General features: G+C 60.4%; 15 protein-coding genes, 2 tRNA genes and 1 pseudogene. 7 read left to right on the top strand and 11 right to left on the bottom strand.

Translation table 11 applies throughout. The features are described 5' to 3' along the window. Positions 1-103: 103 nt before the first annotated feature. From METH_RS07715 to METH_RS07740, 6 genes are all read right to left on the bottom strand, one after another. Positions 104-910: a hypothetical protein gene (locus METH_RS07715; protein ID WP_024089881.1), complete on the bottom strand. Its 807-nt coding sequence runs from the start codon at positions 908-910 to the stop codon at positions 104-106. Between the two features lie 340 nt (positions 911-1,250). Continuing rightward, positions 1,251-2,045: a lytic murein transglycosylase gene (locus tag METH_RS07720; RefSeq protein ID WP_024089882.1), complete on the bottom strand. Its 795-nt coding sequence runs from the start codon at positions 2,043-2,045 to the stop codon at positions 1,251-1,253. A gap of 92 nt (positions 2,046-2,137) precedes the next feature. Next, on the bottom strand, positions 2,138-3,385 hold the full coding sequence (locus tag METH_RS07725; protein ID WP_024089883.1) for an Hsp70 family protein: 1,248 nt from the start codon (positions 3,383-3,385) through the stop codon (positions 2,138-2,140). Positions 3,386-3,916: 531 nt separating this feature from the next. Beyond that, positions 3,917-4,915: a BMP family protein gene (locus tag METH_RS07730; RefSeq protein ID WP_044008361.1), complete on the bottom strand. Its 999-nt coding sequence runs from the start codon at positions 4,913-4,915 to the stop codon at positions 3,917-3,919. A 200-nt stretch (positions 4,916-5,115) separates the two neighbouring features. Further along, entirely contained in the window at positions 5,116-6,522 is a 1,407-nt protein-coding gene (glnA, locus tag METH_RS07735) for a type I glutamate--ammonia ligase (RefSeq protein WP_024089885.1), read from the bottom strand. A gap of 47 nt (positions 6,523-6,569) precedes the next feature. After that, complete coding sequence (locus METH_RS07740; protein ID WP_008554830.1) at positions 6,570-6,908, bottom strand: P-II family nitrogen regulator; 339 nt, start codon at positions 6,906-6,908, stop codon at positions 6,570-6,572. A 171-nt stretch (positions 6,909-7,079) separates the two neighbouring features. On the opposite strand from METH_RS07740, the pseudogene METH_RS07745 reads away from it, so the two are divergent. After that, positions 7,080-8,770 (top strand): annotated as a pseudogene (locus METH_RS07745) (NAD(P)H-hydrate dehydratase). Positions 8,771-8,779: 9 nt separating this feature from the next. Here the strand turns inward: METH_RS07745 and METH_RS07750 are convergent. Beyond that, positions 8,780-9,307 (bottom strand): Hint domain-containing protein, encoded by a 528-nt coding sequence (locus METH_RS07750; RefSeq protein ID WP_024089886.1) that lies wholly within the window; start codon positions 9,305-9,307, stop codon positions 8,780-8,782. A gap of 220 nt (positions 9,308-9,527) precedes the next feature. Here METH_RS07750 and METH_RS07755 point away from each other — a divergent pair. Then, a tRNA-Leu gene (locus tag METH_RS07755) sits at positions 9,528-9,612 on the top strand. 515 nt (positions 9,613-10,127) lie between these two features. Here METH_RS07755 and METH_RS07760 read toward each other — a convergent pair. From METH_RS07760 to METH_RS07770, 3 genes are all read right to left on the bottom strand, one after another. After that, positions 10,128-10,201, bottom strand: a tRNA-Gly gene (locus METH_RS07760). A gap of 72 nt (positions 10,202-10,273) precedes the next feature. Further along, the gene (locus METH_RS07765; RefSeq protein WP_024089887.1) at positions 10,274-12,322 is read right to left on the bottom strand and encodes an ASKHA domain-containing protein; all 2,049 of its coding nucleotides are present in this window, start codon (positions 12,320-12,322) and stop codon (positions 10,274-10,276) included. A 146-nt stretch (positions 12,323-12,468) separates the two neighbouring features. Further along, a complete protein-coding gene (locus tag METH_RS07770; protein WP_024089888.1) occupies positions 12,469-13,635 on the bottom strand; it encodes a CaiB/BaiF CoA transferase family protein in 1,167 nt (388 codons plus the stop codon). Between the two features lie 185 nt (positions 13,636-13,820). On the opposite strand from METH_RS07770, the gene guaB reads away from it, so the two are divergent. The 3 genes from guaB to METH_RS07785 all read left to right on the top strand — a co-directional run bounded on the left by guaB (position 13,821) and on the right by METH_RS07785 (position 18,888). Beyond that, entirely contained in the window at positions 13,821-15,269 is a 1,449-nt protein-coding gene (guaB, locus tag METH_RS07775) for an IMP dehydrogenase (protein ID WP_024089889.1), read from the top strand. A gap of 35 nt (positions 15,270-15,304) precedes the next feature. Further along, positions 15,305-16,480: an RsmB/NOP family class I SAM-dependent RNA methyltransferase gene (locus METH_RS07780; protein ID WP_024089890.1), complete on the top strand. Its 1,176-nt coding sequence runs from the start codon at positions 15,305-15,307 to the stop codon at positions 16,478-16,480. 92 nt (positions 16,481-16,572) lie between these two features. After that, positions 16,573-18,888: an ATP-binding response regulator gene (locus METH_RS07785; protein WP_024089891.1), complete on the top strand. Its 2,316-nt coding sequence runs from the start codon at positions 16,573-16,575 to the stop codon at positions 18,886-18,888. Between the two features lie 55 nt (positions 18,889-18,943). Here METH_RS07785 and METH_RS07790 read toward each other — a convergent pair whose 3' ends face one another. Beyond that, entirely contained in the window at positions 18,944-19,543 is a 600-nt protein-coding gene (locus tag METH_RS07790; RefSeq protein WP_024089892.1) for a hypothetical protein, read from the bottom strand. Positions 19,544-19,735: 192 nt separating this feature from the next. Here METH_RS07790 and recA point away from each other — a divergent pair, with 192 nt between their 5' ends. Continuing rightward, entirely contained in the window at positions 19,736-20,803 is a 1,068-nt protein-coding gene (gene recA / locus METH_RS07795; RefSeq protein ID WP_024089893.1) for a recombinase RecA, read from the top strand. A gap of 156 nt (positions 20,804-20,959) precedes the next feature. After that, positions 20,960-23,611: an alanine--tRNA ligase gene (gene alaS, locus METH_RS07800; RefSeq protein ID WP_024089894.1), complete on the top strand. Its 2,652-nt coding sequence runs from the start codon at positions 20,960-20,962 to the stop codon at positions 23,609-23,611. Positions 23,612-23,615: the final 4 nt, after the last annotated feature.

Here is a 23,615-nt window from a genome sequence, read left to right on the forward strand (position 1 = left end):
TTCTGCCGGGGGGATTTCCTGCGCAGTAAAACGCAGACGGGCTTGCTGCAGACACACGCCGTTGTGTCCGCTCTTCACAGCCATCCGGCGGCCGGTCCTGGGGTCAGGGCAGCAGCGGACGCGCGGCCTGAACCATGCCGGCGCTTTCCAGAAAGAGGAACAGAGCTGTCAGCAGCAACAGGTGGCTGATGAAGCGCAGGCGGCGGGTGCCGGCCAGGGTGACTGCGGCCAGGGCTGACGCCCGCAATTGGCTGCCCCAGCTGAGGCGCGCAAAACCGGCCGGGGCAGTTTTGCGGCCGCGGCTTCTATTGGCGGCCTGGAAGACCCGGTCGCAATGGGCTTCCAGCTCCAGCGCGGTTTGCTCAACCGGTGTGAAGCGTTCACGGCCGCGCAGGCTGGCCCGCCCGGTTTGCCGAGGCTGGCTTGCTAGAGCGTTTGCGGTGCCAACGATGGGCGGATTCCGTTGTTCCGGCTGGCCGTTCCCGGCGGTAAACACACCAAGGAACTGTTCGCAGGTCAGCGCGGTTCCGGTCTCCAGCCATTCGACGTAGGTCGCATCAACCTCTGGCAGCAGGCGCCGCAGCATTTCCGCCAGCAGCAGTTCCGAGATTTCCTGGTCGCAATAGCCGGGGAAGACCGGGGACAGTGACAATTCCAGGAGCGCCGAGGGCTGCATTATGCTGCTGGTCAGTTTGCTGGAGCGCCGCAGGGGCACCCGGCGCAGCCGGACTGTCACATGATAATGGTCGCATTGCAGCCTGGCAGTATTCTCGGCGCGGGCGGCGATCGTTTCGGCTGGATGGCCGAAATCCTCAAGCGTGTCCACAACCGCGGCAACCGCAGCCGAAAGAGTTCCGGTATCGCGGCTCTCCAGGCCCAGCCTGCCTGTGTGCTGTGTGGTTTCTGCCATCGTCCGGATCCTCCATTCAGGGTGCCGATGGAAGAAGAGTAAAATTTGAAGGAGTTCAAAGTGGGGCAGGAATTAAGGTTCTGAGGGAAAACGGCTGAACAGAAGGGCACGAAATGCGGCGATTTTGAAGATTTTGATTTTAAACGATCTTTATCGATTTATGCGTGCGCTGCGGGCTGGAATACGGCTCAACTGTGGCGGGGGGCGGACATATTGATGCCCCAGAGCCTACAGTAATCCGGGAATCACCTGCACTGCTCCTGGGACGGTCAGCCGCTTATGTCCGCAGCCCGCCAAAGACCGGGCGCAGATAACGTCCGTACGTTGGCAAAGGCCCCGGTCAGCGGTCGATCTGGCGCGCCATGATTGCCAGCGACTGCTGATAGACTGTCGCGGCGTTCCACTGCTTCAGAACCCGGTAGTTCGGCTCGCCCTGCTGATAGCCTTTGCCGGGTTTCCAGCCCTTTTGGCGCAGGTAGTTCGCAGTGGAGGCCATCGCATCCCCCATGTTGTAGAAATCCACCCGCCCGTTGCCGTCCCAGTCCACCCCGTATTGCAGCGCATTGCCAGGTAGGAACTGGGTATGGCCCAACTCGCCGTGTTTGGCGCCCAGAGTGGCCGTGGTGATGGCGCCTTGATCGACCAGTTTCAGCGCCCCGAGCGCATGCGGGCGGAAGAAATCAGAGCGCCGGCAATCGTAAGTCAGCGTCACGATGGCCGAAACCACCTGGCTGTCGCCCATATAGTTGCCAAATGCGGTCTCCATTCCATGGATGGCAATCAGCACGCCGGCTGGCACGCCGTATTTACGTTCCAGTGCGGCATAGAACTCCGGGTTGCGTGCCTTTCGCTTGCGGCCCTGCGCCACAATGGTCGCTGACCCGCGTATCTGCATGAATTTCTCCAGCGAGTATTTGAAGCTCTTCTGGTTACGGTCGGCAGAGATGGTGCGGCGTGCATATTGCGCATTGGCCAGCGCCTGCAACCCCGCCTTGCGCACGCCTGCGCGTTTGGCCTCGCGCTGGAAGTCCTGCTTCCAGGTCTCAAACCCGGAAGACGTATTGCCGCAGGTGACGGCCAGGGCAGGGGAAGCAAGCAGGGCGGAAATCAGGGCAGGGGCAATCAGCCGGCGCATGAAAGAACTCTCAAAATGTGACTCGTGCCTTGCAGCCTAACGTGCTGGCAGCCGGTGTCTAACGGGAAAAACCGGGCTTGGTTCGTATTTATCTAAGTGAAGGCTGTTCCGGCTGCCAGGGCAAGGCCGCCGGCCACGGCTGTCATGGCATTTCCTGTTTCGACGCGGGCGTTTGGACAGATGCTGCGCATTTGGGCTTGGACCGCCGCCAGCAGCGAAGAGCCGCCGACAAGCACGATCCGGTCGACGCTGCCGGCTTTGAGCCCGGCCTGCGCCAGAGTCTCAGCCGCGCAATCGCCGATGGCTTCGGTCTGCTCTGCCAGTGTCTGGTTCATCTCCGCGGCAGGCAGCGGTACGGACAGGCCGCGCTGCAGCAGCTTCAGGTCGATCGCCGCCGCGCCGCCCGCTGTGTTGGCCTGGATCTTGCCGCGCTCGACAGCAAAAGCCAGCTCGTGGCCCAGTTCATCCTCCAGCACCGAGACCAGGCGTGCCAGCTTGTCCGGTTCAACCGCATTGACGGCCAGGTCCTTAGCTGCCCTGCGGCTTTCCGGTCTGTAGAGGAAAGGGATCATCTGCCAGGTGGCCAGATCATTGAACAACCAGTTCGGCGCCGGCAGGGTGCCGCCGCCGAAGGTGTTGCGGATCTGGCTGCCGCGTCCCAGCAGCGGCATCACATGATGAATGCTCAGCTGCCGGTCAAAATCGGTGCCGCCCAGCCGCACCCCATGCGAGGCCAGGATTCGGGTGGTGCCGTTTTTGTCCTGTTCAAAGGCGGTGAAGTCCGAGGTGCCGCCGCCGATATCGACAATCAGCCCGCAGCCCGGTGCAGGCGCGGCGGCCCGCAAGGCTGCCTCCGGCTCATACATGAACAGCACATCCTGAAAGCCGGCCTCCAGGTAACAAGCACGCAGGTCCTTTTCGGCCTGGATATTGCGGGCCTCATCCTTGGAATGAAACCGCACCGGCCGGCCGGACAGCGCATGGGTGAACTGCATATGCGTGGCCGTCTCGGCGCGCCGTTTCATCTCTGCCAGAAAGCGGGCAATGAGGGTGCCGAAACTGATCCGCTCGCCGCCCAGACGCCGTTCCTCATGCAGCAGCGGGGTACCCAGCAGGCTTTTCAAGGCGCGCATGAAACGCCCCTCGTCCCCGCCGATCAGTGCGCGCGTGGCGCTGTGGCCGATCCGCATGGTACGGCTGCCGTCCTCGAAGAACACCGCGGTGGGCAGGGTTTGCTCGCCCGGCTCCATCTCCACCAGCCAGGGCCGGCCCGCAACCGCGATGCCGGCTGCCGAGTTGGAAGTGCCGAAATCGATACCAAGGGTGTTGGGTGCGGTCATGGAGGCTCCTGTCAGCAGCGGGAGCGGGCCTGACTACAAGGAGCGTGAGACCAAATCAAGAGGGGCGAATGCGGCAGCGGTGTTTTTCCGGCCGGTGTTCCTTGGGCTTTATAGAGGCAATCAACCGTTACACCCGTTCCAGGCCGACCTTCAAAGTGACCGGCAGACCGCCCGCAAAAGAGCCACAACGAAATTGCCGGTTCTGGCCCCCGTGATCAGCACTGGCAATATCTTGCCTAAAAACGCAAGAGCGGTGTCCAAGGGGAGCGCGCCCTTCGGGAAGCCTACGCTTCCATGGCGTTGCTACCCCTCTTGGCCGCCAGTCGCGCGGGCAGGGCCTGAATTTCACGGGCGCGGGCCGGACCAAGACCCCGAGGCTATCGCAAAACCGAGCAAGCGGTTCTGGAACGTGGAGAAACTGCAATCGCAAGCAGGCAGCCCCCGGTGAGGCGGCTGAAGTGAGGTTGCAGGTCAAACAATTGGGGCGCGCGATCTGGCGGGCGCCCTGTATTGTTCCGGGACACAAGCGGATCAGTAGCTGAGCTCGGGACCATCGTATTCGGTGGAAACCTCAATCTCGCCGTCAATGATCTTCTGGCGCAGTTCATCGACCCTGGTGCGCACGTCCTCCGGCACGTCCGGGGAAAGCGCCAGCGACACCGCATCCGGGTTGGACAGGCCAATCTTCACGATCCTGCCGCCTTGCCACTCGCCCTCGGCCAGATCCTTGGCGGCTTCCAGCCCGGCGATGCTCACATTGGCGATGGCCGAGGCGATAAAGACGTCGGGGTGGTCGGGATACCAGTCGCGCACGTTGCCGATTTGATTCACGCCGTGTTCGCGCATCGCTTCGATGGCGCCGGTGCGGCCTGCGTTCAGCATCGTGAAGATGATGTCGGCGCCCTTCTCGATTTCATCTGAGGCCACCCGATAGGAAAGCTCGTTGTCGTCCTGGTCGCCGGCAAAGGTGGTGAGAAAGGTGGCGTCCGCGTTGGTATGCATCAGGCCGTGGTAAAAACCGCCGCGTCCTTTCAGCCCCGGTTTGACCCGGATGCCGGAGATATGGCCGACGGTGCCGGTCTTGGTCATCAGCCCAGCAGCGGCGCCGGCCAGCCAGGCGCTTTCCTCCTGAAGCACTTCGTAGCTGGACAGATTCGGGCCGGTGACAGCGCCTTGGACCACCACGAATTTAACGTCCGGGAACTCCGCCGCCACGGTTTCGGCCGCCTCATTGTTCTGGCCGCCGTGGGCGATTACTAGATCGGGCTTCTTCTCGGCCAGCTCGCGCAGGGCGCCGGCCAGAAGCTCCGGTTCCGGCTTGATGCCATCGATATAGCTGATCTCGGCGCCCAGTTCGTCGCGGATTGCGGTCAACCCGTTATATCCGGCCTCCATGAACCCCTTGTCGTCGATCTGCCCGGCCAGCAGCATCGACACCGTCAGCTTGCTGTCGTCTGCCAGTGCGGCCAGTGGTGCTGCGGCCAGTAGCCCCGCGGCCATCAGCGTCCCGGTAAAAGTCCTTCTGCGCATCAGTTTGTCCTTTAATCACAGTGTGTATGGGTAAAGGGTTGCACGGAAGCCGCGAAAATACCTTGCGCGGTTTTCCTGAAACAGTTTCAAATAAAAGTTGACGCAGCGTAAGCTTTCGGTGTCCCGGCGGCGGGATCCCTCTTCGCACAAACAAAAAAGGCGCCCCGAAAGGAGCGCCTTCATCTTGCAGAAACTGCGGCTTAGCAGCTGTAGTACATGCCGAATTCGACCGGGTGCGGGGTGTGCTCGTACTTGTGCACCTCTTCCATCTTCAGCTCGATATAGCCGTCGATCTGGTCCTTGGTGAACACGTCGCCCTGCAGCAGGAAGTCGTGGTCGGCGGCCAGCGCGTCAACAGCTTCACGCAAGCTGCCGCAGACGGTCGGGATGCCTTCCAGCTCTTCGGCCGGCAGATCGTACAGGTTCTTGTCCATGGCTTCGCCCGGGTCGATCTTGTTGCGAATGCCGTCCAGGCCGGCCATCAGAAGCGCGGCAAAGCACAGGTAGGGGTTGGCCGCCGGATCGGGGAAACGGGCCTCGACGCGCTTGGCCTTCGGGCTTTCGGTCCACGGGATCCGCACACAGCCGGAGCGGTTGCGGGCGGAATAGGCGCGCAGAACCGGGGCCTCAAAGCCCGGGATCAGGCGCTTGTAGGAGTTGGTGGACGGGTTGGTGAAGGCATTAAGGGTCTTGGAATGCTTCAGGATGCCGCCGATGAAATACAGCGCTTCCTGGCTGAGGTCGGCGTATTTGTCGCCTGCAAACAGCGGCTTGCCGTCCTTCCAGATCGACATGTTCACATGCATGCCCGAGCCGTTGTCGCCATAGATCGGCTTCGGCATGAAGGTCGCGGATTTGCCATAGGCGTGGGCCACGTTGTGGATCACGTATTTGTATTTCTGCAGCTCGTCTGCCTGTTTGGTCAGGCTGTCGAAGATCAGGCCCAGCTCGTGCTGGCAGGACGCCACTTCGTGGTGGTGCTTGTCCACCTTCATGCCCAGACGCTTCATGGTCGACAGCATTTCCGAACGCAGATCCTGCGCCTCGTCGGTCGGGTTGACCGGGAAATAGCCGCCCTTCAGGCCCGGGCGGTGGCCCATGTTGCCCATTTCGAACTCGGCGTCGGTGTTCCAGGAGCCGTCGGTTGCGTCAACCTCATAGGACACCTTGTTGATGGTGTTGGAATAGCGCACGTCGTCGAACAGGAAGAATTCCGCTTCCGGGCCCATATAGGCGACGTCGCCGATGCCTGAGGACTTGAGGTAGGCCTCAGCCTTCTGGGCGGTGCCGCGCGGGTCGCGCTCATAGGCTTCGCCGGTGTCGGGCTCAACGATCGAGCAATGCAGGCACAGGGTTTTTTCCGCGTAAAACGGATCGATATAGGCGGACGAGGTGTCGGCCATCAGTTTCATGTCGGAGTTTTCAATCGACTTCCACCCGGCGATCGAGGAGCCGTCGAACATGAAGCCTTCTTCGAGGAAGTCTTCGTCGACCAGGTCCACGTCCACGGTCACGTGCTGCAGGCGGCCGCGCACATCGGTGAAACGGATGTCGACATAAGCGACGTCGTCTTCACGGAGAGTCTTGAGAACTGCGTCTACGCTCATTCCCTTAGTCCTTCTGATGATAGTATCTGGAGATTTCTTGGGTGTTCTTACAATGCGTCCGGGCCGGTCTCGCCGGTGCGGATGCGGATCGCTTGCTCGACGGGCGAGACAAAGATCTTGCCGTCGCCGATCTTGTCGGTCTTGGCGGCGTCGACGATGGCTTCGATGGCTTGATCGACCTGATCGTCGTCCAGCACCACTTCAACCTTCACCTTAGGCAGGAAGTCGACCACATATTCAGCGCCGCGGTACAGTTCGGTGTGGCCCTTCTGGCGGCCAAAGCCTTTGACCTCGATCACCGAAAGGCCCTGCACGCCGACGTCCTGCAACGCTTCCTTCACCTCATCCAGTTTAAATGGCTTGATGATGGCTTCGATCTTTTTCATCGGCTTTGGCTCCTCGCAAGCTTGTTGGGGGTGTCATTTCACTTCTAAATGAAGGCAGCAATGCAGAGCTGTGCGGCTGCGGCAATTGTGGCCAGGAATTGATCGTTTCTGCCTAAAAATTAATCACTGCGCTCAGGGATTGCGCAAAACTGAATCGGGAAAGAGCAAAAGATGACCGAGCTGCTGACTGCCGCCCAGATGCGGGCCATCGAACAGGCCGCCATCGAGTCCGGTGAAGTGACCGGGCTGGAGCTGATGGAGCGGGCCGGGCTGGGGGTGGTCGAGGCCATCTTCGAGGAGTGGCCGGAGCTGGCAGAGGAGGAAGCTTCTGATCCCGCTCCCTCTGGCTATATGAGAACAGATGCGAATAAGCCCAGGAAATCTGTGGTCCTGTGCGGGCCTGGTAACAATGGCGGCGATGGTTTTGTTGTCGCACGGATTTTGAAGGAGAGAGGTTGGGACGTTGAGGTTTTCCTCTATGGTGATCCTGAGAAGCTGCCGCCGGATGCGAAGGTGAATTATGAGCGGTGGCTGGAGCTGGGGTCGGTAAGCGACATATTCAGCTGCCGGGAGATGAAACTGTTAGGTGGGCACAACAAGAAAACCCGGACTTGGTCAGACAAACCATTAGAGCACTGGCAAGAAACAGTGCTGATTGATGCTCTGTTTGGGACTGGCGTGAGCCGGCCGGTAGATGAGCAACTCAGGGAGGTTATCAGAGACATTGAGTTGATGTCAGGTGCAGAACGGCGCGTGGCGGTAGATATGCCGAGCGGCTTGCATTCAGATACTGGAGTTTTCGTCGATTTTGCACCGTGCGAACTGAAAGAAATGTGGGAGGCGATAGAATTTGTTCCAATCGAAGCGGACCTAACCGTGACCTTTCATCTGCCGAAGCGGGGGCATCTCATGAGAGAAGGCGTGAAAGCTTGTGGCAAGCTGGTGGTGAAGAGCATTGGACTTTGAGTGTGTTGGAAACTGAAATGATATCAGAAACTGGAATTCAGCCTTTTACTAAAGAAAGCCTGCCTGACCTGAAAAAGCTGGTCGGTCACAAATACGCCCACGGCCACGCCCTCATCCTCTCCGGCGGTGCTGGCAAAACCGGTGCCGCACGCCTTGCCGCCCGCGGCGCGCTGCGCATCGGGGCAGGGCTGGTTACCGTCGGCTCGCCGCGCTCAGCGATGTTTGAAAACGCCGCCAACCTGACCGCCATCATGCTGCGCCAGATTGACGGGGCGCACGGGCTGGCGGAACTGCTGGAAGACGACCGTCTCAGCGCCCTTTGCCTTGGACCCGGCATGGGCCGCGGCGCGGATACCCAGGCGATGGTGTTCGCCGCATTGAAGGAAAAGCGGCCAACCGTCCTGGATGCCGATGCGCTCACAAGGTTTGAGCTGAGGCCCGAGGCGCTGTTTGAGGCCCTGCACGAAAATTGCGTGCTCACTCCGCACGGCGGCGAATTTGCCAGGCTGTTCCCGGATCTGGCCGGGAAACTCAATGCGCCTGCCACCACAGGCCCAGCCTATTCCAAGGTGGACGCCACCCGCGAGGCGGCCAAACGCGCAGGCTGCGTGGTTCTGTTCAAAGGGCCGGACACGGTGATCGCTGCACCGGACGGGCGCTGCTCGGTCAACTCGGCGCATTACGAGCGCTCCGCACCCTGGCTGGCAACTGCCGGATCAGGCGACGTGCTGGCCGGCTTCATCACCGGGCTGATGGCGCGCGGATTCTCCCCGATGCAGGCGGCGGAAACCGCCGCTTATATCCATGTGGAATGCGCGTTGGAATTCGGCCCCGGCCTGATTGCCGAGGATCTGCCGGAGCAGATCCCCGCCGTGTTCCGCAGGCTGGGGCTGTAAAGGCCCGGTTCAAGCCGCCGGGCGCAAGTCCTCTTGCAGCGCGGCGGCTGCGGCCAGCTCCAGACCGCCGGCATAGATCACATGCGGGCGGGAAAATTCCAGAATCGTCAGATCCATCATCTGCAGTCCCAGATCGCGGATGAATTCGCCGTCCACCAGCTCATAAGCCGGCACCACAGCCTGCGGCTGGCCGAACATAGCCTTGGCGCGCCAGTCGCGCACCAGGATACGCTGGTTCCAGGGGACGGTAAGATCGCTGTCGGCGCGGATGTCGCCAAGCGAGCCGGCCGATATGCAGACGGCTTGCAGCATGGCGCGGCGGGTGCGGATTGCATCCACCTGGGCCATGCCCTGGGTGCGGGTGATAAGGCTGGCGCCAGCCTTGAGATTCTCTGCCGAGCGCTCGCCCTCGCGGGTCAACACAATCGTGCCGCGCAGCAGGCTGATGTTCTGGCTGCCTTGATACAGCCGCCGGGGTTGTTCCTGGCCACGCATCGCCAGTTGCGCGCGCAAGCCCGCATTACCGAACGGTTTCATGTTTGTTACTCGCTCTGTCTGCCTCAGACTTTTTGAGTGAATCTATGCCGGAACCGGATTCCAGGCCCAGCCTTTTCCGGCAAAAGCCTGCTCATTGTTGCAATTATGCGGACGGATTGTTGCTGTTTTGCACTGGGCATCCGAAGGCGCGTTTTCCGCTCGCATCCCCCGTTGTCCTTTGATAATCACCGCAGCACGCAAAGCGGCGCTTTGTGTACGTGCGGGTGTGGCGGAATTGGTAGACGCACCAGATTTAGGTTCTGGCGCCGCAAGGCGTGGGGGTTCAAGTCCCTTCACCCGCACCACATTGAAAAACAATCAATAAATTCAAATTTACTCACGGTGCGGGCAGGCTGAAATCCTGCTACTGCTACGAAACTGCTTCGCGCGTAACTTGCCGTGTAGCAGTCCGCGTAGCAGTGGGCGTGGAATCGTAGCGGCCAGTTTCCGCCTGCCACCGTACGGCGACGATCAAAGGAGCCTCATTCGGTGACCCGTTTTGAGTCATTTTATTGACAAATTGGTACGCACCTGCTGCTGTTGGTTTCAGATCGAAATTGAAACTCATCCTAAAATGGCAGGCGACGGCGAGTACCGCTACAGGCGGGAAACGGTCTGCACTCCCCTCAGGCCATTTGTGCAACAAAGCCCCTGGTTCCTGGTCGATAAGAACACTTTGGGATTTACCTCGGGACTCTGGCTCCCGAAGCTTCCGTTTTGTTCGCGATTTTTCCCAGTTTGCTTCTTGATTAAATGCCGGACTTTGCGCCGATTTTCAGCGCAGGGTATTGAAAGGACAAGGAAATATTTCTTGAGAATTTGGAGCGGGTAGCGGGAATCGAACCCGCGCGTTCAGCTTGGGAAGCTGACAGGCTACCATTACATCATACCCGCCTGTGCGATGCAGGAGTATGCTGCAGCGCCAATGAGGTCAAGAGGCGCTGCAGCGTATTTTATGCGGATATGTCAGCCGCGGCGGCGGCGGCGGCGGCCTCCGCCAGCGCCTTCTCCATCACCGCCTCCGGTGTTGAAGTTCACCTGCGGCAGGGTCACCACGGTGCCCAGGATCGGGAACGGTTCGGCCGAATTCGGAATGGCCGACGCGTTCACAAAATGCTCCTGGAAGCGAGGCTCCACGGCGGTTTCGATTTTCTCGATTTTGCGGACGGTTTCCTCGATCTCGCCGCGCGCTTCGGTGTTCAAGAGCGCAATGCGGGCACCGGTGCCGGCGGCGTTGCCGGCAGATGTGACCTTGTCCAACACACAGTCGGGGATCATGCCCAGAACCATCGCGTGTTTGGCCGAGATATGCGCACCAAAGGCACCGGCCAGAACCACCCGGTCCACAGTTTCGACGCCGAACTTGTCCATCAGCAGACGCGCGCCGGAGTAAAGCGCGGCCTTGGCCATCTGGATGGCCCGGATGTCCGGGTTGGTGACGGTGATGGTCGGGCCGCCATCGGCGGAGCCGTCCCACAGCATATAGGCATTGGTGCGGCCATCCTGGATGCAGCGTGCGGAGCCGGTCTGCTCCGCTGAACCGATCAGGCCGGAGGCATCCAGAACACCGGCAAGACGCATCTCGGCAATCGCTTCGATAATGCCGGAACCGCAGATTCCCGAGATGCCGGTGGTGGCGATGGCCTCGGCAAAGCCGTCCTCGTCCGACCAGACATCCGAACCGATCACCCGGAACCGCGGTTCCTTGGTTTCGGGGTTGATCTCGACACGCTCAATGGCGCCAGGGGCTGCGCGCTGGCCGCTTGAAATCTGCGCGCCCTCAAAGGCCGGGCCGGTTGGGGAGGAACAGGCCAGCACCTTTTCCTTGTTGCCGAGCAGGATTTCCGCATTGGTGCCGACGTCAACAACCAGCACCAGATCTTCGGATTTGTCAGGCGCCTCGGACAGGGCGACCGCAGCAGCATCGGCACCGACGTGTCCGGCGATGCAAGGCAACAGATAGACGCGGGCAGCCGGGTGGATGTTCAGCTCCAGTTCCGCCGCGCGCAAGGCAAGCGCGTTGGAGGTTGCCAGCGCAAAAGGCGCCTGGCCCAGCTCGAACGGATCGATGCCAAGGAACAGGTGGTGCATCACAGGGTTGCAAACAAAGACCGCATCCACGATCAGTGTCTTGTCGATTTCAGCCTCAGTCGCGATCTGGGTGAACAGGGCGTTCATGCCTTCGCGCACGGCGCGGGTCATTTCCTGATCGCCGCCCTTGTTCATCATCGAATAAGAGACCCGGCTCATCAGGTCTTCGCCAAAGCGGATTTGCGGGTTCATAATGCCCGAGGAGGCGACCACCTCTCCGGTCTTCAGGTCGCACAGATGCGCGGCGATGGTGGTGGAACCGAGGTCGACCGCCAGGCCATAAACAGTGCCTTCGTAGAACCCGGGCCAGATATGCATGATTTTGGGCGGGTGGCTTTCGTCACCCAGATGCACGGCCACGGTGACCTTCCAACCGCCTCTGCGCAGGGCAGGCTGCAGCGTATGCAGGATATGCAGATCTGTCTTGACGCCCTTGAGGTCCCATTGGGCATCCAGCGCCTCGATCAGCCGTTCCATGTCGCCCGTGGGCTTGTGCATGTCGGGCTCTTCCACCTCGACATAGAACAGGCGGGTGGAGGGATTCATGGTAATGTCGCGCGCCTCGGCGCGCTTGCGCACCACCTGTCGGTGGACCTGGCTTTCCGGCGGTACGTCGATGACGATGTCGCCCTGCACGGTGGCTTGGCAGCCCAGACGGCGGCCGTCGATCAGGCCGCGCTTGTCCTTGTAACGCTGTTCGACCTTGTTCCATTCACTGAGCGCGCCTTCCTCGGCGGTCACCCCGTGCTTGGAAAACTCGCCATAGGAGGGGGTGATCTGGCATTTCGAGCAGATCCCGCGGCCGCCGCAGACCGAGTCGAGGTCGACCCCAAGCTGCCGGGCGGCCGTGAGGATCGGCGTGCCCGCGGGGAAACGCCCGCGCTTGCCGGATGGGGTAAACACAACGAGGGGTTCGTCAGTCATGCCTGTAGCCTTCTCATTCCGCAATTTAGGCGGAGCATATGGGCTTTTGCGGCAGACGAAAGGCAAGGGGCGGCATTTTCCCGTCTGCTGGCGCCATTTTCTCATATTTGATGACTTTGGGATGCGTTTTTAGGGTGGGCCGGCTGTCAGGGAACGGCATGGGCCTCAACCTCTTTCAGCCACGCCAGAATCTCTGCCCGGTCCGCATCCAGCTTCGGTGCCGGGGCGCGGGTTTCCGGGTCCGCCAGACCGCTCATTTTTATGGGATTGCCAGCTGACAATTTTGCGGATTTGCCGTTTTCACCCAGAACCTCGACAACCATATTACGGGCCAGGATCTGCGGATCCTTCATTACCTGATCCACGGTCTGGATCGGCCCTGTCGGAATGCCCGCCTCGGTCAGAACTCCGATCCAGTGGTTTTTGCTGTTCCCCAAGGTTATCGCTTCGATCAAGCGTTTCAGTAGGCGTGCATTTTCGCACCGGGCCGGATTGGTGGCAAAACGCGGGTCTGCGGCAAGCGGCAAGTCCAGCGCGGCGCAGAGCCGGGCAAACAGTGCGTTATTGCCAGCCGCAATCACAAACAACCCGTCCGCTGCGTGAAAGGTTTCAAACGGGGTGATCGACGGATGCCGGGCGCCCGAGGGCTGGGGGGCTTTGCCTGTCACCGATGTGATTGCGATGGCGTGTTCCAGCAGCGCCAGCTGGCTGTCCAGCATGGCGACATCGATAAATCGGCCCTCGCCGGATTTTTCTACGTCCAGAAGGGCTGCCAGGACGCCGTGCCCCAGGAACATCCCGGCAACGATATCGCCGATCGAGGCACCGACGCGCACGGGGTCGCGGTCTTTTTCACCGGTGATCGACATCACCCCGCCGCGGGCTTGGACCACCATGTCATAGGCCGGTTTCTGGGCATCGGGGCCGGAGTGGCCAAAGCCCGATACAGCGCCATAGATCAGCCGCGGGAATCTGGCATGCAGATCTTCCCAGCCATAGCCCAGCCTCTGCATTACCCCGGGACGGTAGTTTTCCAGCAGCACGTCGGCCTGCGCCAGCAGCCTCTCAAAAACCGCCCGATCGTCCGGTGCCTTCAGATCCAGTGCGATGCTTTCCTTGCCGTGGTTAATCGTGGCAAAATAGGCGCTTTCGCCGTCCTTGAACGGCGGGAAATTCCGGGTGTCGTCGCCTGTTCCGGGGCGTTCGACCTTGATGATCCTGGCGCCAAGATCCGACAGGATCATCGAACAGTAAGGACCAGCCAGAACATGGGTGAGGTCCAGAACAGTGATGTTTTCCAATGGGGCGGGCATGGCAATATCCTGCATCATTTCTGCAGCTTTCCTGATAGCTGTGGCGACGTCCTGCGCCTTGATCCAGATCAGCCGCCTGCCAAAGATTTGCTGCGGTGCAGGAATTCTTGCTTCGCGGCCTTTCCACCCGCAAGGTTCTGTGCCATAGGGTCACCGCCAAACGGGGTTATGCATGAGGATGACCAATGCAGATTCGTGAGGCTCTCACCTTTGATGATGTTCTACTGGTGCCAGGCGCGTCGAGCGTGCTGCCCAATACCGCGGATACGCGCACCCGGGTGACGCAGTCGGTGTCGTTGAACATCCCGCTTTTGAGCTCGGCAATGGATACGGTGACCGAATCCCGCATGGCCATTGCCATGGCGCAGGCCGGGGGCATGGGGGTGATCCACAAAAACCTGAATGTGGAAGAGCAAGCCCGCGAAGTGCGCCGGGTCAAGCGCTTTATCTCGGGTATCGTTTATAACCCCATTACGCTGACCGCCGACCAGACCCTGGCCGACGCCAAGGCGCTGCAGGAACGCTATCGGGTGACCGGATTCCCGGTGGTGGACGGCGCAGGGCGCGTGGTCGGTATCGTCACAAACCGAGACATGCGCTTTGCCTCTGACGACAGCACACCGGTGTCGGTGATGATGACCTCGGACAATTTGGCGATGCTGCAGGAGCCCGCCGATCTGGAAGAAGCCAAATCTCTGATGAAAGCGCGCCGGATCGAGAAACTGCTGGTCTCTGACAAGGATGGCAGGCTGACGGGCCTGCTGACCCTGAAAGACACCGAACAGGCAGTGCTGCACCCGACCGCTTGCATGGATGAGCTGGGCCGCTTGCGGGTTGCTGCCGCCAGTTCGGTTGGCGACAGCGGATTTGAACGCTCCGAAGCGCTGATCGACGCCGGTGTCGATATCGTCGTTGTGGATACGGCCCATGGCCATTCGGCGGGCGTGATCGACGCGGTGAAGCGCATCAAGGCGCAGTATGGCGCGGTGCAGGTGATTGCCGGCAACGTCGCCACAGCCGAAGCCACCCGCGCGTTGATCGATGCGGGTGCCGATGCGGTCAAGGTCGGCATTGGCCCGGGATCGATCTGCACCACCCGCATGGTGGCCGGTGTCGGCGTGCCCCAACTGACTGCGATCATGGATTGCGCAGACGCTGCAGGCGATGTCCCGGTAATCGCCGACGGCGGCATCAAATTCTCGGGAGATTTTGCCAAGGCGATCGCGGCTGGTGCATCCTGTGCCATGGTCGGTTCAATGATCGCCGGCACGGATGAATCCCCGGGTGAAGTGATCCTGTATCAAGGCCGCTCGTTCAAATCCTACCGCGGCATGGGCTCGATGGGCGCCATGGCACGCGGCTCGGCTGACCGGTATTTCCAGAAGGATGCCGCCAGCGACAAGCTGGTGCCGGAAGGCATTGAGGGCCAGGTCCCGTACAAAGGCGGAGCAGGTCCGGTCGTTCACCAGCTGGTCGGCGGTCTGCGCGCAGCAATGGGCTATACCGGCTGTGCGACTGTGGATGAGATGCGCAAGAACTGCAATTTTGTCCGTATCACCGGCGCCGGGCTGAAGGAAAGTCATGTGCATGACGTGCAGATCACACGCGAAGCACCGAACTACCGGGCAGGATAAGCGATGATGGCCGCGTGCAATCAAAGGGCAGGGGCATGACCCCCGCCGCCCGCCTGCAGGCGGCCGTCGAGGTTCTAGACCAGATTCTGGAGGGCGAGCCTGCGGAGAAGGCTTTGACGTCCTGGGGCCGCCGAAGCCGGTTTGCCGGCTCGAAAGACCGGGCCGCGGTGCGTGATCATGTATTTTCTGCCCTGCGTTGCCAGCGGTCGCACGCAGCCCTTGGCGGCGCGCGCAGCGGACGGGGGCTGGTTCTGGGCGCGCTGCGGGAAGCAGGGCAGGACCCGGATGACGTCTTTAGCGGACAGGGATACGGGCCTGCACCTTTGACAGAAGCGGAATGTCAGCTGCCTTCTCCGCCCGCAGGGGCGGAGGCATTGGATATTCCTGATTGGCTGTGGCCTGAGTTCAGCAGCAGTCTTGGGGATCAGGCCGAAGCCGCAGCCCTTGCCCTGCGCGGCCGAGCGCCAGTGCATCTGAGGGTGAACATTGCCCGCGGGACACTTGCGCAGGCGCAAACGGCGCTTGCCGCTGAAGGCATCGCCACCCGGCCGCACCCGGCCGCTGCCACGGCGCTGGAAGTGACCGAAGGTGCCCGTAAGCTGCGCAATACGAAAGTTTATCAGGACGGTCTTGTTGAGTTGCAGGATGCAGCGAGCCAGGCTGTAACCGCGCTTTTGCCGTTGCAAAACGGAATGAAGGTGCTGGATTACTGCGCTGGCGGCGGCGGCAAGGCATTGGCCATGGCAGCGCAGGCGAAACTCCGGCTGTTTGTCCATGATGCCGACCCCAGGCGCATGAAAGACCTTCCCGAGCGCGCGGCCCGGGCGGGTGTGCAGGTGCAGCAACTGCTGACTGCGGACCTTGACCGCAGCGGGCCGTTTGACCTGGTGCTGTGCGATGCACCCTGCTCCGGGTCCGGATCCTGGCGGCGGGCACCCGAAGGCAAATGGCGGCTGACACCTGAAAATCTGCAGTCTCTGCACCAAGTCCAAGCAGATATCTTGCGTAAAGCGGGAAGCCTGACGGCGCCTGGCGGAACTTTGGCCTATGCCACCTGCTCAATGCTGAACAGCGAGAACACAGAGCAGGTTCAAAAGTTTCTGCAAGAGAACAGGGGCTGGTCTCTGGCGGCGCAGCAAAGCTGGCAGGTGCAGAACGGCACCGATGGTTTCTTTGTTGCCGTGTTGACGCGCGCTAAGGGTGGTTGCTAGGGTCTCCGCCGGGAAACATTTGTGTTTCTTAACGTGGTCTTAACCAAAACCGCCGCGTTATGGCGTCACTTTGCACTTTCCATGGAGCCGCAATGCCCGGTCGCCAAGAAACTTCCATTCCGGAACTGCGGGTTTACGCGCCCGAGCACGCCCGGTTAGCAGCGACGCTGCTGCTGGCGCTGATGCTGATGTTCAGCCCCTGGCTGGTGCCGCTGCCCGATTGGATGGGCCGCGGCTTTGTCATGGTAGGGCTGACACTGACGGCTGTGGCGGCGCTGATGGTCATCCAAACCCGGATGCGGCTGAATGCGCGGGCGATGGCGGCCGACCTGCTGACCGGTTTTATCGAAAAAGATGCGACACCCAGCTTTGTCACCGACGATGACGGGGTGATCCATGCCTGCAACGGGGCGGCAGTGAAACGGTTCCAGGACGGCAGCCGCGACACATTGGCTGGAACCTTGCGGTCGATTCTGGCCAACCCGTCGGCGGTCTTGTACCGGCTGCAAAGCCGGGCCCGCGTCGATGGCGCCGCGCGCGAGGATATTGTGACCCGCCGCGGCCAGGTGCGGCTGGCGGTTCACCAGATGAATGGCGGCAGCTTTTTATGGCGGGTTGAGGATATTCTGGACCGCGGCGGCAATGGGCGCGGTGCCGAAACGATGCCGGTTCCGATGATCACGGTTGGCCGGACCGGTGCTGTTTTGTTCATGAACGAGGCGGCCCGCAGCCTGATTGGTGAACGGGTGAAGTCCACCGACCGTTTGTTTCCTGCACTGCCGGTCATGCCCGGTCAGATCAACACGCTCAGCACCAAATCGGGCCCGGTCCAAGTTCTGGTCAGCGAGAAAAACCAGACTCAGGGCCGCAGCGAGCTGTTTCTGATGGAAGTGGATGAATGCAATTTCGACTCCGCCCAAGCCGGGCTGGAGGCGCTGCCGGTGCCGTTCCTCAAGGTTGCTCCTACAGGTGAAATTCTGACCAGCAACCGCATGGCCCTGCGCCTGTTGGGGGTTGAAAGCTGCGCAAATCTTAAACTTGGCCAGCTGATGGAGGGTCTCGGCCGCCCGATGTCTGACTGGCTGCGCGATACAGCCGATGGGCTGGCGCCGAACAAGTCTGAATTCCTGCGCCTGTCACGATCTGACAAGGAAGTTTTTGTCCAGGTTACGCTAACCCGGGTGGTGGAAGAGGGCACCCCGTTGCTGATCGCAGTTCTGAATGACGCGACCGAGCTGAAAACGCTGGAAGCGCAATTTGTGCAAAGCCAGAAGATGCAGGCAATCGGGCAGCTTGCCGGCGGCGTTGCGCATGACTTCAACAATTTGCTCACCGCGATTTCCGGCCATTGCGACCTTTTGCTGCTGCGGCATGACCAGGGTGATCAGGACTATGGAGACCTGATCCAGATCCATGAAAACGCCAACCGGGCGGCCTCGCTTGTCAGCCAGTTGCTGGCATTTTCTCGCAAGCAGACCCTGCAGCCTGAAACCCTGGATGTGAGGGAAACGCTGTCGGACCTCACGCATCTGCTGAACCGGCTGGTCGGCGAGAAGGTTACTCTGACCCTTAGCCATGATCCGGTGATGAAGTCGATCCGCGCCGATAAACGGCAGCTGGAACAGGTGCTGATGAACCTCGTGGTAAACGCGCGCGATGCGATGCCGCAGGGCGGCGAAATCCGGGTTGAGACGGAAGTTATCGCGCTCGACAAGCCGCTGGAGCGGAACCGCGCCACGGTTCCAGCCGGCGATTGGGTCACCGTGAAAGTGTCCGACGAAGGCGTTGGAATTGCTCCGGATAAGCTTCAAAAAGTTTTTGAGCCCTTTTACACCACCAAACGCACGGGCGAGGGAACCGGCCTGGGCCTGTCCACTGCCTATGGCATCATCAAGCAGACAGGCGGCTACATCTTTGTTGACTCGGTGAAGGGCCACGGCACCCAGTTCACTCTGTTCTTCCCGGTGTACAAACAGCAAGCCGATCAGACGACTGCTGAAAAGCCGGCTGAGTCCTCGGAGAAAGCTGCCGCCGCCCAGCATGGCGAGGGCGTGGTGCTGCTGGTTGAGGATGAGGCACCTGTGCGGGCCTTTGCGTCGCGGGCTCTCAGGATGCGGGGCTATACGGTTCTGGAAGCCGAATCTGCCGAGGACGCCCTGCGCACGCTGGAAGATCCCGGCCTGACGGTGGATGTCTTCGTCACCGATGTGGTGATGCCTGGTATGGATGGTCCCAGCTGGGTGCGACAGGCGCTGAAAGAGCGTCCTGACACCCGGGTGGTGTTCGTCTCCGGCTATGCCGAAGGGGCCTTTGGCGAGGCCGATCCGGATGTACCGAATTCGGTTTTCCTGCCCAAGCCGTTTTCGCTCAACCAGTTGACCGAAACGGTTCACGAACAACTTCATTGAGGCTGGAAATCACAGGCGTGGAAAAAGCCGCCGGTCCTGGCGGCTTTCTTCATGTTCAGCGCAGCGGAATAGACTCGTAAAGTTCAAATTCCGCGGCGCGTTTTCGCCGGACATGGCTCTCGGCATCCGGGCTTAACGTCAGCCTTGCCTGAGGGCTGACATTCCTGCGCTCCAGCCGGATGTCCAAGTCGAGGCGCTGCTCCAGAAATTTCCTGAGTGCATCTTGATCCTCATAGCGGAACAGATGGCTTACCTTGCAGCCGTTAGGCTGGGCTTCCAGGAACTTCGCCTGGCTGCCGACATTGGCAAAGGCGGGCGGCTTTCCCTTGCAATAGGCGTGCAGGAATTCATCGAAACTGACATCCTTGGTCGAGTTTGCCTGGCCATCCAGCGCGGGCCGTTGCCGGTACCGGTACCAGCTGCCCAGCCAGCTGACCGGTTCCCGCATCACTGCGGCCACCTCCAGTTCCGCGCTGCAGACTTTTTCAAACATCGGCCGGATCCAGCGGTTGTAGCGGTAAAGCGGCGCATGCTTCAGCTCCGGCGGGTCGGTGATCATGAGATCCGCCTGGCTGCGCAAAGCCGCCTGAAAGGCAGTGGTGCCGGTCTTGGGAACGGATAGAAGCGCCAGCCGTTCCTTGAAAAATATCATCATTCAGTCAACTGCCCGGTAAAATTTCTTATTGCGGATTAACTATAAACCAATCTTTAACACCCGCGCCGTGAAGTGGGTATACCAGTTTTCTGTTGCAATGTTCTCCTTTTGAACTCATAAGGAACAAGAGGTGAACAAAGCAGTGATTGCCGCACGCCCCGGTGTGTGACACATAGAAAGGGACAAGGGACTATGGCGGATCTTTTGACCATGAAAAATAAAGTAAGCGGTGACAAGCAAAAGGCGCTCGACAGCGCGCTTGCGCAAATTGAGCGGCAGTTCGGCAAGGGCTCCATCATGAAGCTCGGCGACGGCACCGCCTTGCAGGAGATCGAGGCCAGCTCGACCGGCTCTTTGGGGCTGGATATCGCGCTGGGGATCGGCGGTCTGCCGATGGGGAGGATTATTGAAATCTACGGGCCGGAAAGCTCCGGCAAGACAACGCTGACGCTGCATTGCATTGCGGAACAGCAGAAAAAGGGCGGTGTTTGCGCCTTTGTCGATGCGGAGCACGCGCTGGATCCCCAGTATGCGGCCAAGCTGGGCGTCGATCTGGATGAGCTGCTGATTTCGCAGCCAGATACCGGCGAACAGGCGCTGGAAATCACCGACACGCTGGTGCGTTCGGGTGCTGTCAACATGGTGATTGTCGACTCCGTTGCCGCACTGACCCCTAAGTCCGAGCTTGAGGGCGATATGGGGGACAGCAGTGTCGGCGTGCAGGCCCGCCTGATGAGCCAGGCAATGCGCAAGCTGACCGGCTCGATCAGCCGCTCCAAATGCATGGTGATTTTCATCAACCAGATCCGCATGAAAATCGGTGTTATGTTCGGCTCGCCCGAAACCACCACCGGCGGCAACGCGCTGAAGTTCTATTCCTCCGTCCGCCTGGACATCCGCCGCATCGGTGCGGTCAAGGACCGGGACGAGGTGGTCGGCAACTCGACCCGTGTCAAAGTGGTGAAAAACAAGGTGGCGCCGCCGTTCAAGCAGGTGGAATTCGACATCATGTATGGCGAAGGTATCTCGAAGATGGGGGAACTGCTGGATCTGGGCGTGGCGGCCGGTGTCGTCAATAAATCCGGTGCCTGGTTCTCTTATGGGGATGAACGGATCGGGCAGGGGCGTGAAAACGCCAAGACCTTCCTGCGGGACAACCCGGCGATTGCTTTTGATATCGAAGACAAGATCCGCGCCTCGCACGGGTTGGAATTCGACCGTCCGGATGTGGGTGGCACTGACGATATCCTTGAGGCCTAAGCGCCGGATAATCTGATCGGATCTTTAAAAAACGGGGGCGTGGCGCAAGCTGCGCCCTTTTTCATGGGAGACGCTGCTTCGCGCTGTAGACAGTGCGCCGGCTGGGGGGTAAACCTGCCCGGAACGCTTATTTTAAGCCCGCAAGAGATCCTGTATATGCCGACGCTCAACGACATCCGCTCAACCTTTCTGAACTACTTTGCCAAACAGGGGCACGAAGTGGTGGATTCCAGCCCGCTGGTGCCGCGCAACGACCCGACCCTGATGTTCACCAACTCAGGCATGGTGCAGTTCAAGAACTGTTTTACCGGGGTTGAGAGCCGCGATTACAAACGCGCGACCTCCTCGCAGAAATGCGTGCGCGCCGGCGGCAAGCACAATGACCTCGACAATGTGGGCTATACCGCGCGCCACCACACATTTTTCGAGATGCTCGGCAACTTCTCCTTTGGTGACTATTTCAAGCACGAGGCAATCCCTTTTGCCTGGGAGCTTATCACCAGGGAACTCGGCGTTCCCAAGGACAGGCTTTACACGACCGTCTACCACACTGACGATGAAGCCTTTGAAATCTGGAAGAAGATCGGGGTGCCGGAGGACCGGATCATCCGGATTGCAACCTCTGATAACTTTTGGCAGATGGGCGATACCGGCCCTTGCGGTCCTTGCACAGAAATCTTCTATGACCACGGCGATCATATCTGGGGCGGCCCTCCGGGTTCGGCTGAGGAAGACGGCGACCGTTTCATCGAGATCTGGAACCTCGTTTTCATGCAGAACGAGAAGTTCGCCGACGGTTCAATGGTTGATCTGGAGATGCAGTCGATCGACACCGGCATGGGGCTGGAGCGAATTGCCGCGCTGCTGCAAGGCACGCATGACAACTATGAGACCGATCTGTTCAAATCGCTGATCGAAGCTTCGGCAAATGTGACCAACTCGGAACCGTTCGGGGATCAGAACGTGCATCACCGGGTGATCGCGGATCACCTGCGGTCCTGCTCTTTTCTGATTGCCGAAGGCGTGCTGCCCTCGAATGAAGGCCGCGGCTATGTTCTGCGCAGAATCATGCGCCGCGCGATGCGCCATGCGTCGCTGCTGGGTGCCGCTGATCCCGTGATGCACAAGCTGGTCCCAGCGCTGGTTCAGAAGATGGGCGCGGCCTATCCGGAACTTGGCCAGGGTCAGGCGCTGATCGAAGAGACGTTCGAGCAGGAAGAAACCCGTTTCCTCAGGACATTGGACCGTGGCCTGAAGCTGCTGGATGATGCCTCGGGCGACTTGGGCAAGGGCGATGTCCTGCCCGGCGAAACTGCGTTTAAACTCTATGACACTTACGGATTCCCGCTCGATTTGACGCAGGACGCATTGCGTGCAAAGGAAATCGAGGTCGACACTGAGGGTTTCGATGCGGCGATGAAAGCGCAAAAGGAGAAATCCCGAGCTGGCGGCATCGGCCTGGGCGAAGCGGCGGATGTGAAGGTTTACTTCGACATTCTCGATGCAGTCGGGCCTACGGAATTCCTGGGCTACGAGACCGAAAACGCTGAAGGCCAAGTAGCAGCAATCGTTAAGGACGGCGCACAGGTTCAATCGGCGAGCAAGGGCGAAACGGTTCAAATCATTCTGAACCAAACGCCGTTTTATGGTGAAAGCGGTGGCCAAGTTGGCGACAGCGGCGTGCTGACCGTCGAAGGCGGCGCGGCCCGTATTACCGACACCAAAAAGGTAGAAGGGTTGTTCCTGCACATCGCCGAAGTGACGGGAGGCGAAGTTGCCGTTGGCTTGGGTGCCGCCATGGAGGTCGATCACGAGCGCCGCAGCCGGATCCGTGCCAACCACTCGGCCACTCACCTGCTGCATGAGGCATTGCGCAATGCACTGGGGGAGCATGTGGCTCAGAAAGGATCGCTCAACGCCGCTGACCGCCTGCGTTTTGATTTCAGCCATAACAAGGCGATGAGCGCTGTTGAACTGATGAAGGTTGGTGCAGAAGTAAATGACTTCATTCGCCAAAACACTCCTGTTTCGACCCGGATCATGACCCCGGATGATGCGCGGGACCTAGGCGCGCAGGCGCTCTTCGGAGAGAAATACGGGGATGAAGTGCGGGTCGTTTCCATGGGGCGGGCGGCAACTGGCAAGGGCCACGATGGCGACACTTATTCGATAGAATTGTGCGGCGGCACCCATGTGAAGCAGACCGGCGATATCGGTACATTTGTGATCCTCGGCGACAGCGCGTCCTCGGCCGGTGTACGGCGGATCGAGGCGCTGACCGGTGCCGCAGCGTTTGAGCATCTGGAGCGCGAAGCAGGCCGTATGGCAGAGATTGCCACAGCTCTGAAAACGCAGCCTGCGGATGTCATGGACCGTCTGAGGGCGATGATGGATGAGCGCAAGGCGCTGCAGAACGAGATTTCGAACCTCAAACAGCAGGTTGCGATGGGCGGCGGTTCTGGAAATGCTGCCGATGCCAAGGAGATCGGCGGCAAGAAGTTCCTGGCCCAGGCATTGAAGGGGGTGTCCGGCAAAGACCTGCGCGGCCTCATTGATGCACATAAGCAGAACATCGGCTCCGGTGTGATCCTGCTGATCGCCGAGGAGGATGGCAAGGTCGCTGTGGCTGCCGGTGTGACCGACGATCTGACTGGCGAAATCTCGGCTGTGGACGTGCTGAAAGCGGCTGTTCCGGCCGTGGGCGGCAAAGGCGGCGGCGGCCGTCCGGATATGGCCCAGGGCGGCGGCAAGGATTTCTCCGGCGCTGACGAGGCGATAAAGGCAGCCGAGGCCGTATTGACTGGCTGACCAT

It is taken from the genome of Leisingera methylohalidivorans DSM 14336 (assembly GCF_000511355.1).
In the GTDB taxonomy this organism is placed as follows: domain Bacteria; phylum Pseudomonadota; class Alphaproteobacteria; order Rhodobacterales; family Rhodobacteraceae; genus Leisingera; species Leisingera methylohalidivorans.

Coding starts and splice junctions, on each gene's coding strand:
- METH_RS07765 (WP_024089887.1), bottom strand. CDS start 12,322: ATGACTGACGAACCCCTCGTTGTGTTTACCCCATCCGGCAAGCGCGGG.
- METH_RS07785 (WP_024089891.1), top strand. CDS start 16,573: ATGCCCGGTCGCCAAGAAACTTCCATTCCGGAACTGCGGGTTTACGCG.
- METH_RS07740 (WP_008554830.1), bottom strand. CDS start 6,908: ATGAAAAAGATCGAAGCCATCATCAAGCCATTTAAACTGGATGAGGTG.
- recA (WP_024089893.1), top strand. CDS start 19,736: ATGGCGGATCTTTTGACCATGAAAAATAAAGTAAGCGGTGACAAGCAA.
- METH_RS07715 (WP_024089881.1), bottom strand. CDS start 910: ATGGCAGAAACCACACAGCACACAGGCAGGCTGGGCCTGGAGAGCCGC.
- METH_RS07790 (WP_024089892.1), bottom strand. CDS start 19,543: ATGATGATATTTTTCAAGGAACGGCTGGCGCTTCTATCCGTTCCCAAG.
- METH_RS07750 (WP_024089886.1), bottom strand. CDS start 9,307: ATGAAACCGTTCGGTAATGCGGGCTTGCGCGCGCAACTGGCGATGCGT.
- alaS (WP_024089894.1), top strand. CDS start 20,960: ATGCCGACGCTCAACGACATCCGCTCAACCTTTCTGAACTACTTTGCC.
- METH_RS07725 (WP_024089883.1), bottom strand. CDS start 3,385: ATGACCGCACCCAACACCCTTGGTATCGATTTCGGCACTTCCAACTCG.
- guaB (WP_024089889.1), top strand. CDS start 13,821: ATGCAGATTCGTGAGGCTCTCACCTTTGATGATGTTCTACTGGTGCCA.
- METH_RS07730 (WP_044008361.1), bottom strand. CDS start 4,915: ATGCGCAGAAGGACTTTTACCGGGACGCTGATGGCCGCGGGGCTACTG.
- METH_RS07770 (WP_024089888.1), bottom strand. CDS start 13,635: ATGCCCGCCCCATTGGAAAACATCACTGTTCTGGACCTCACCCATGTT.
- METH_RS07720 (WP_024089882.1), bottom strand. CDS start 2,045: ATGCGCCGGCTGATTGCCCCTGCCCTGATTTCCGCCCTGCTTGCTTCC.
- glnA (WP_024089885.1), bottom strand. CDS start 6,522: ATGAGCGTAGACGCAGTTCTCAAGACTCTCCGTGAAGACGACGTCGCT.
- METH_RS07780 (WP_024089890.1), top strand. CDS start 15,305: ATGACCCCCGCCGCCCGCCTGCAGGCGGCCGTCGAGGTTCTAGACCAG.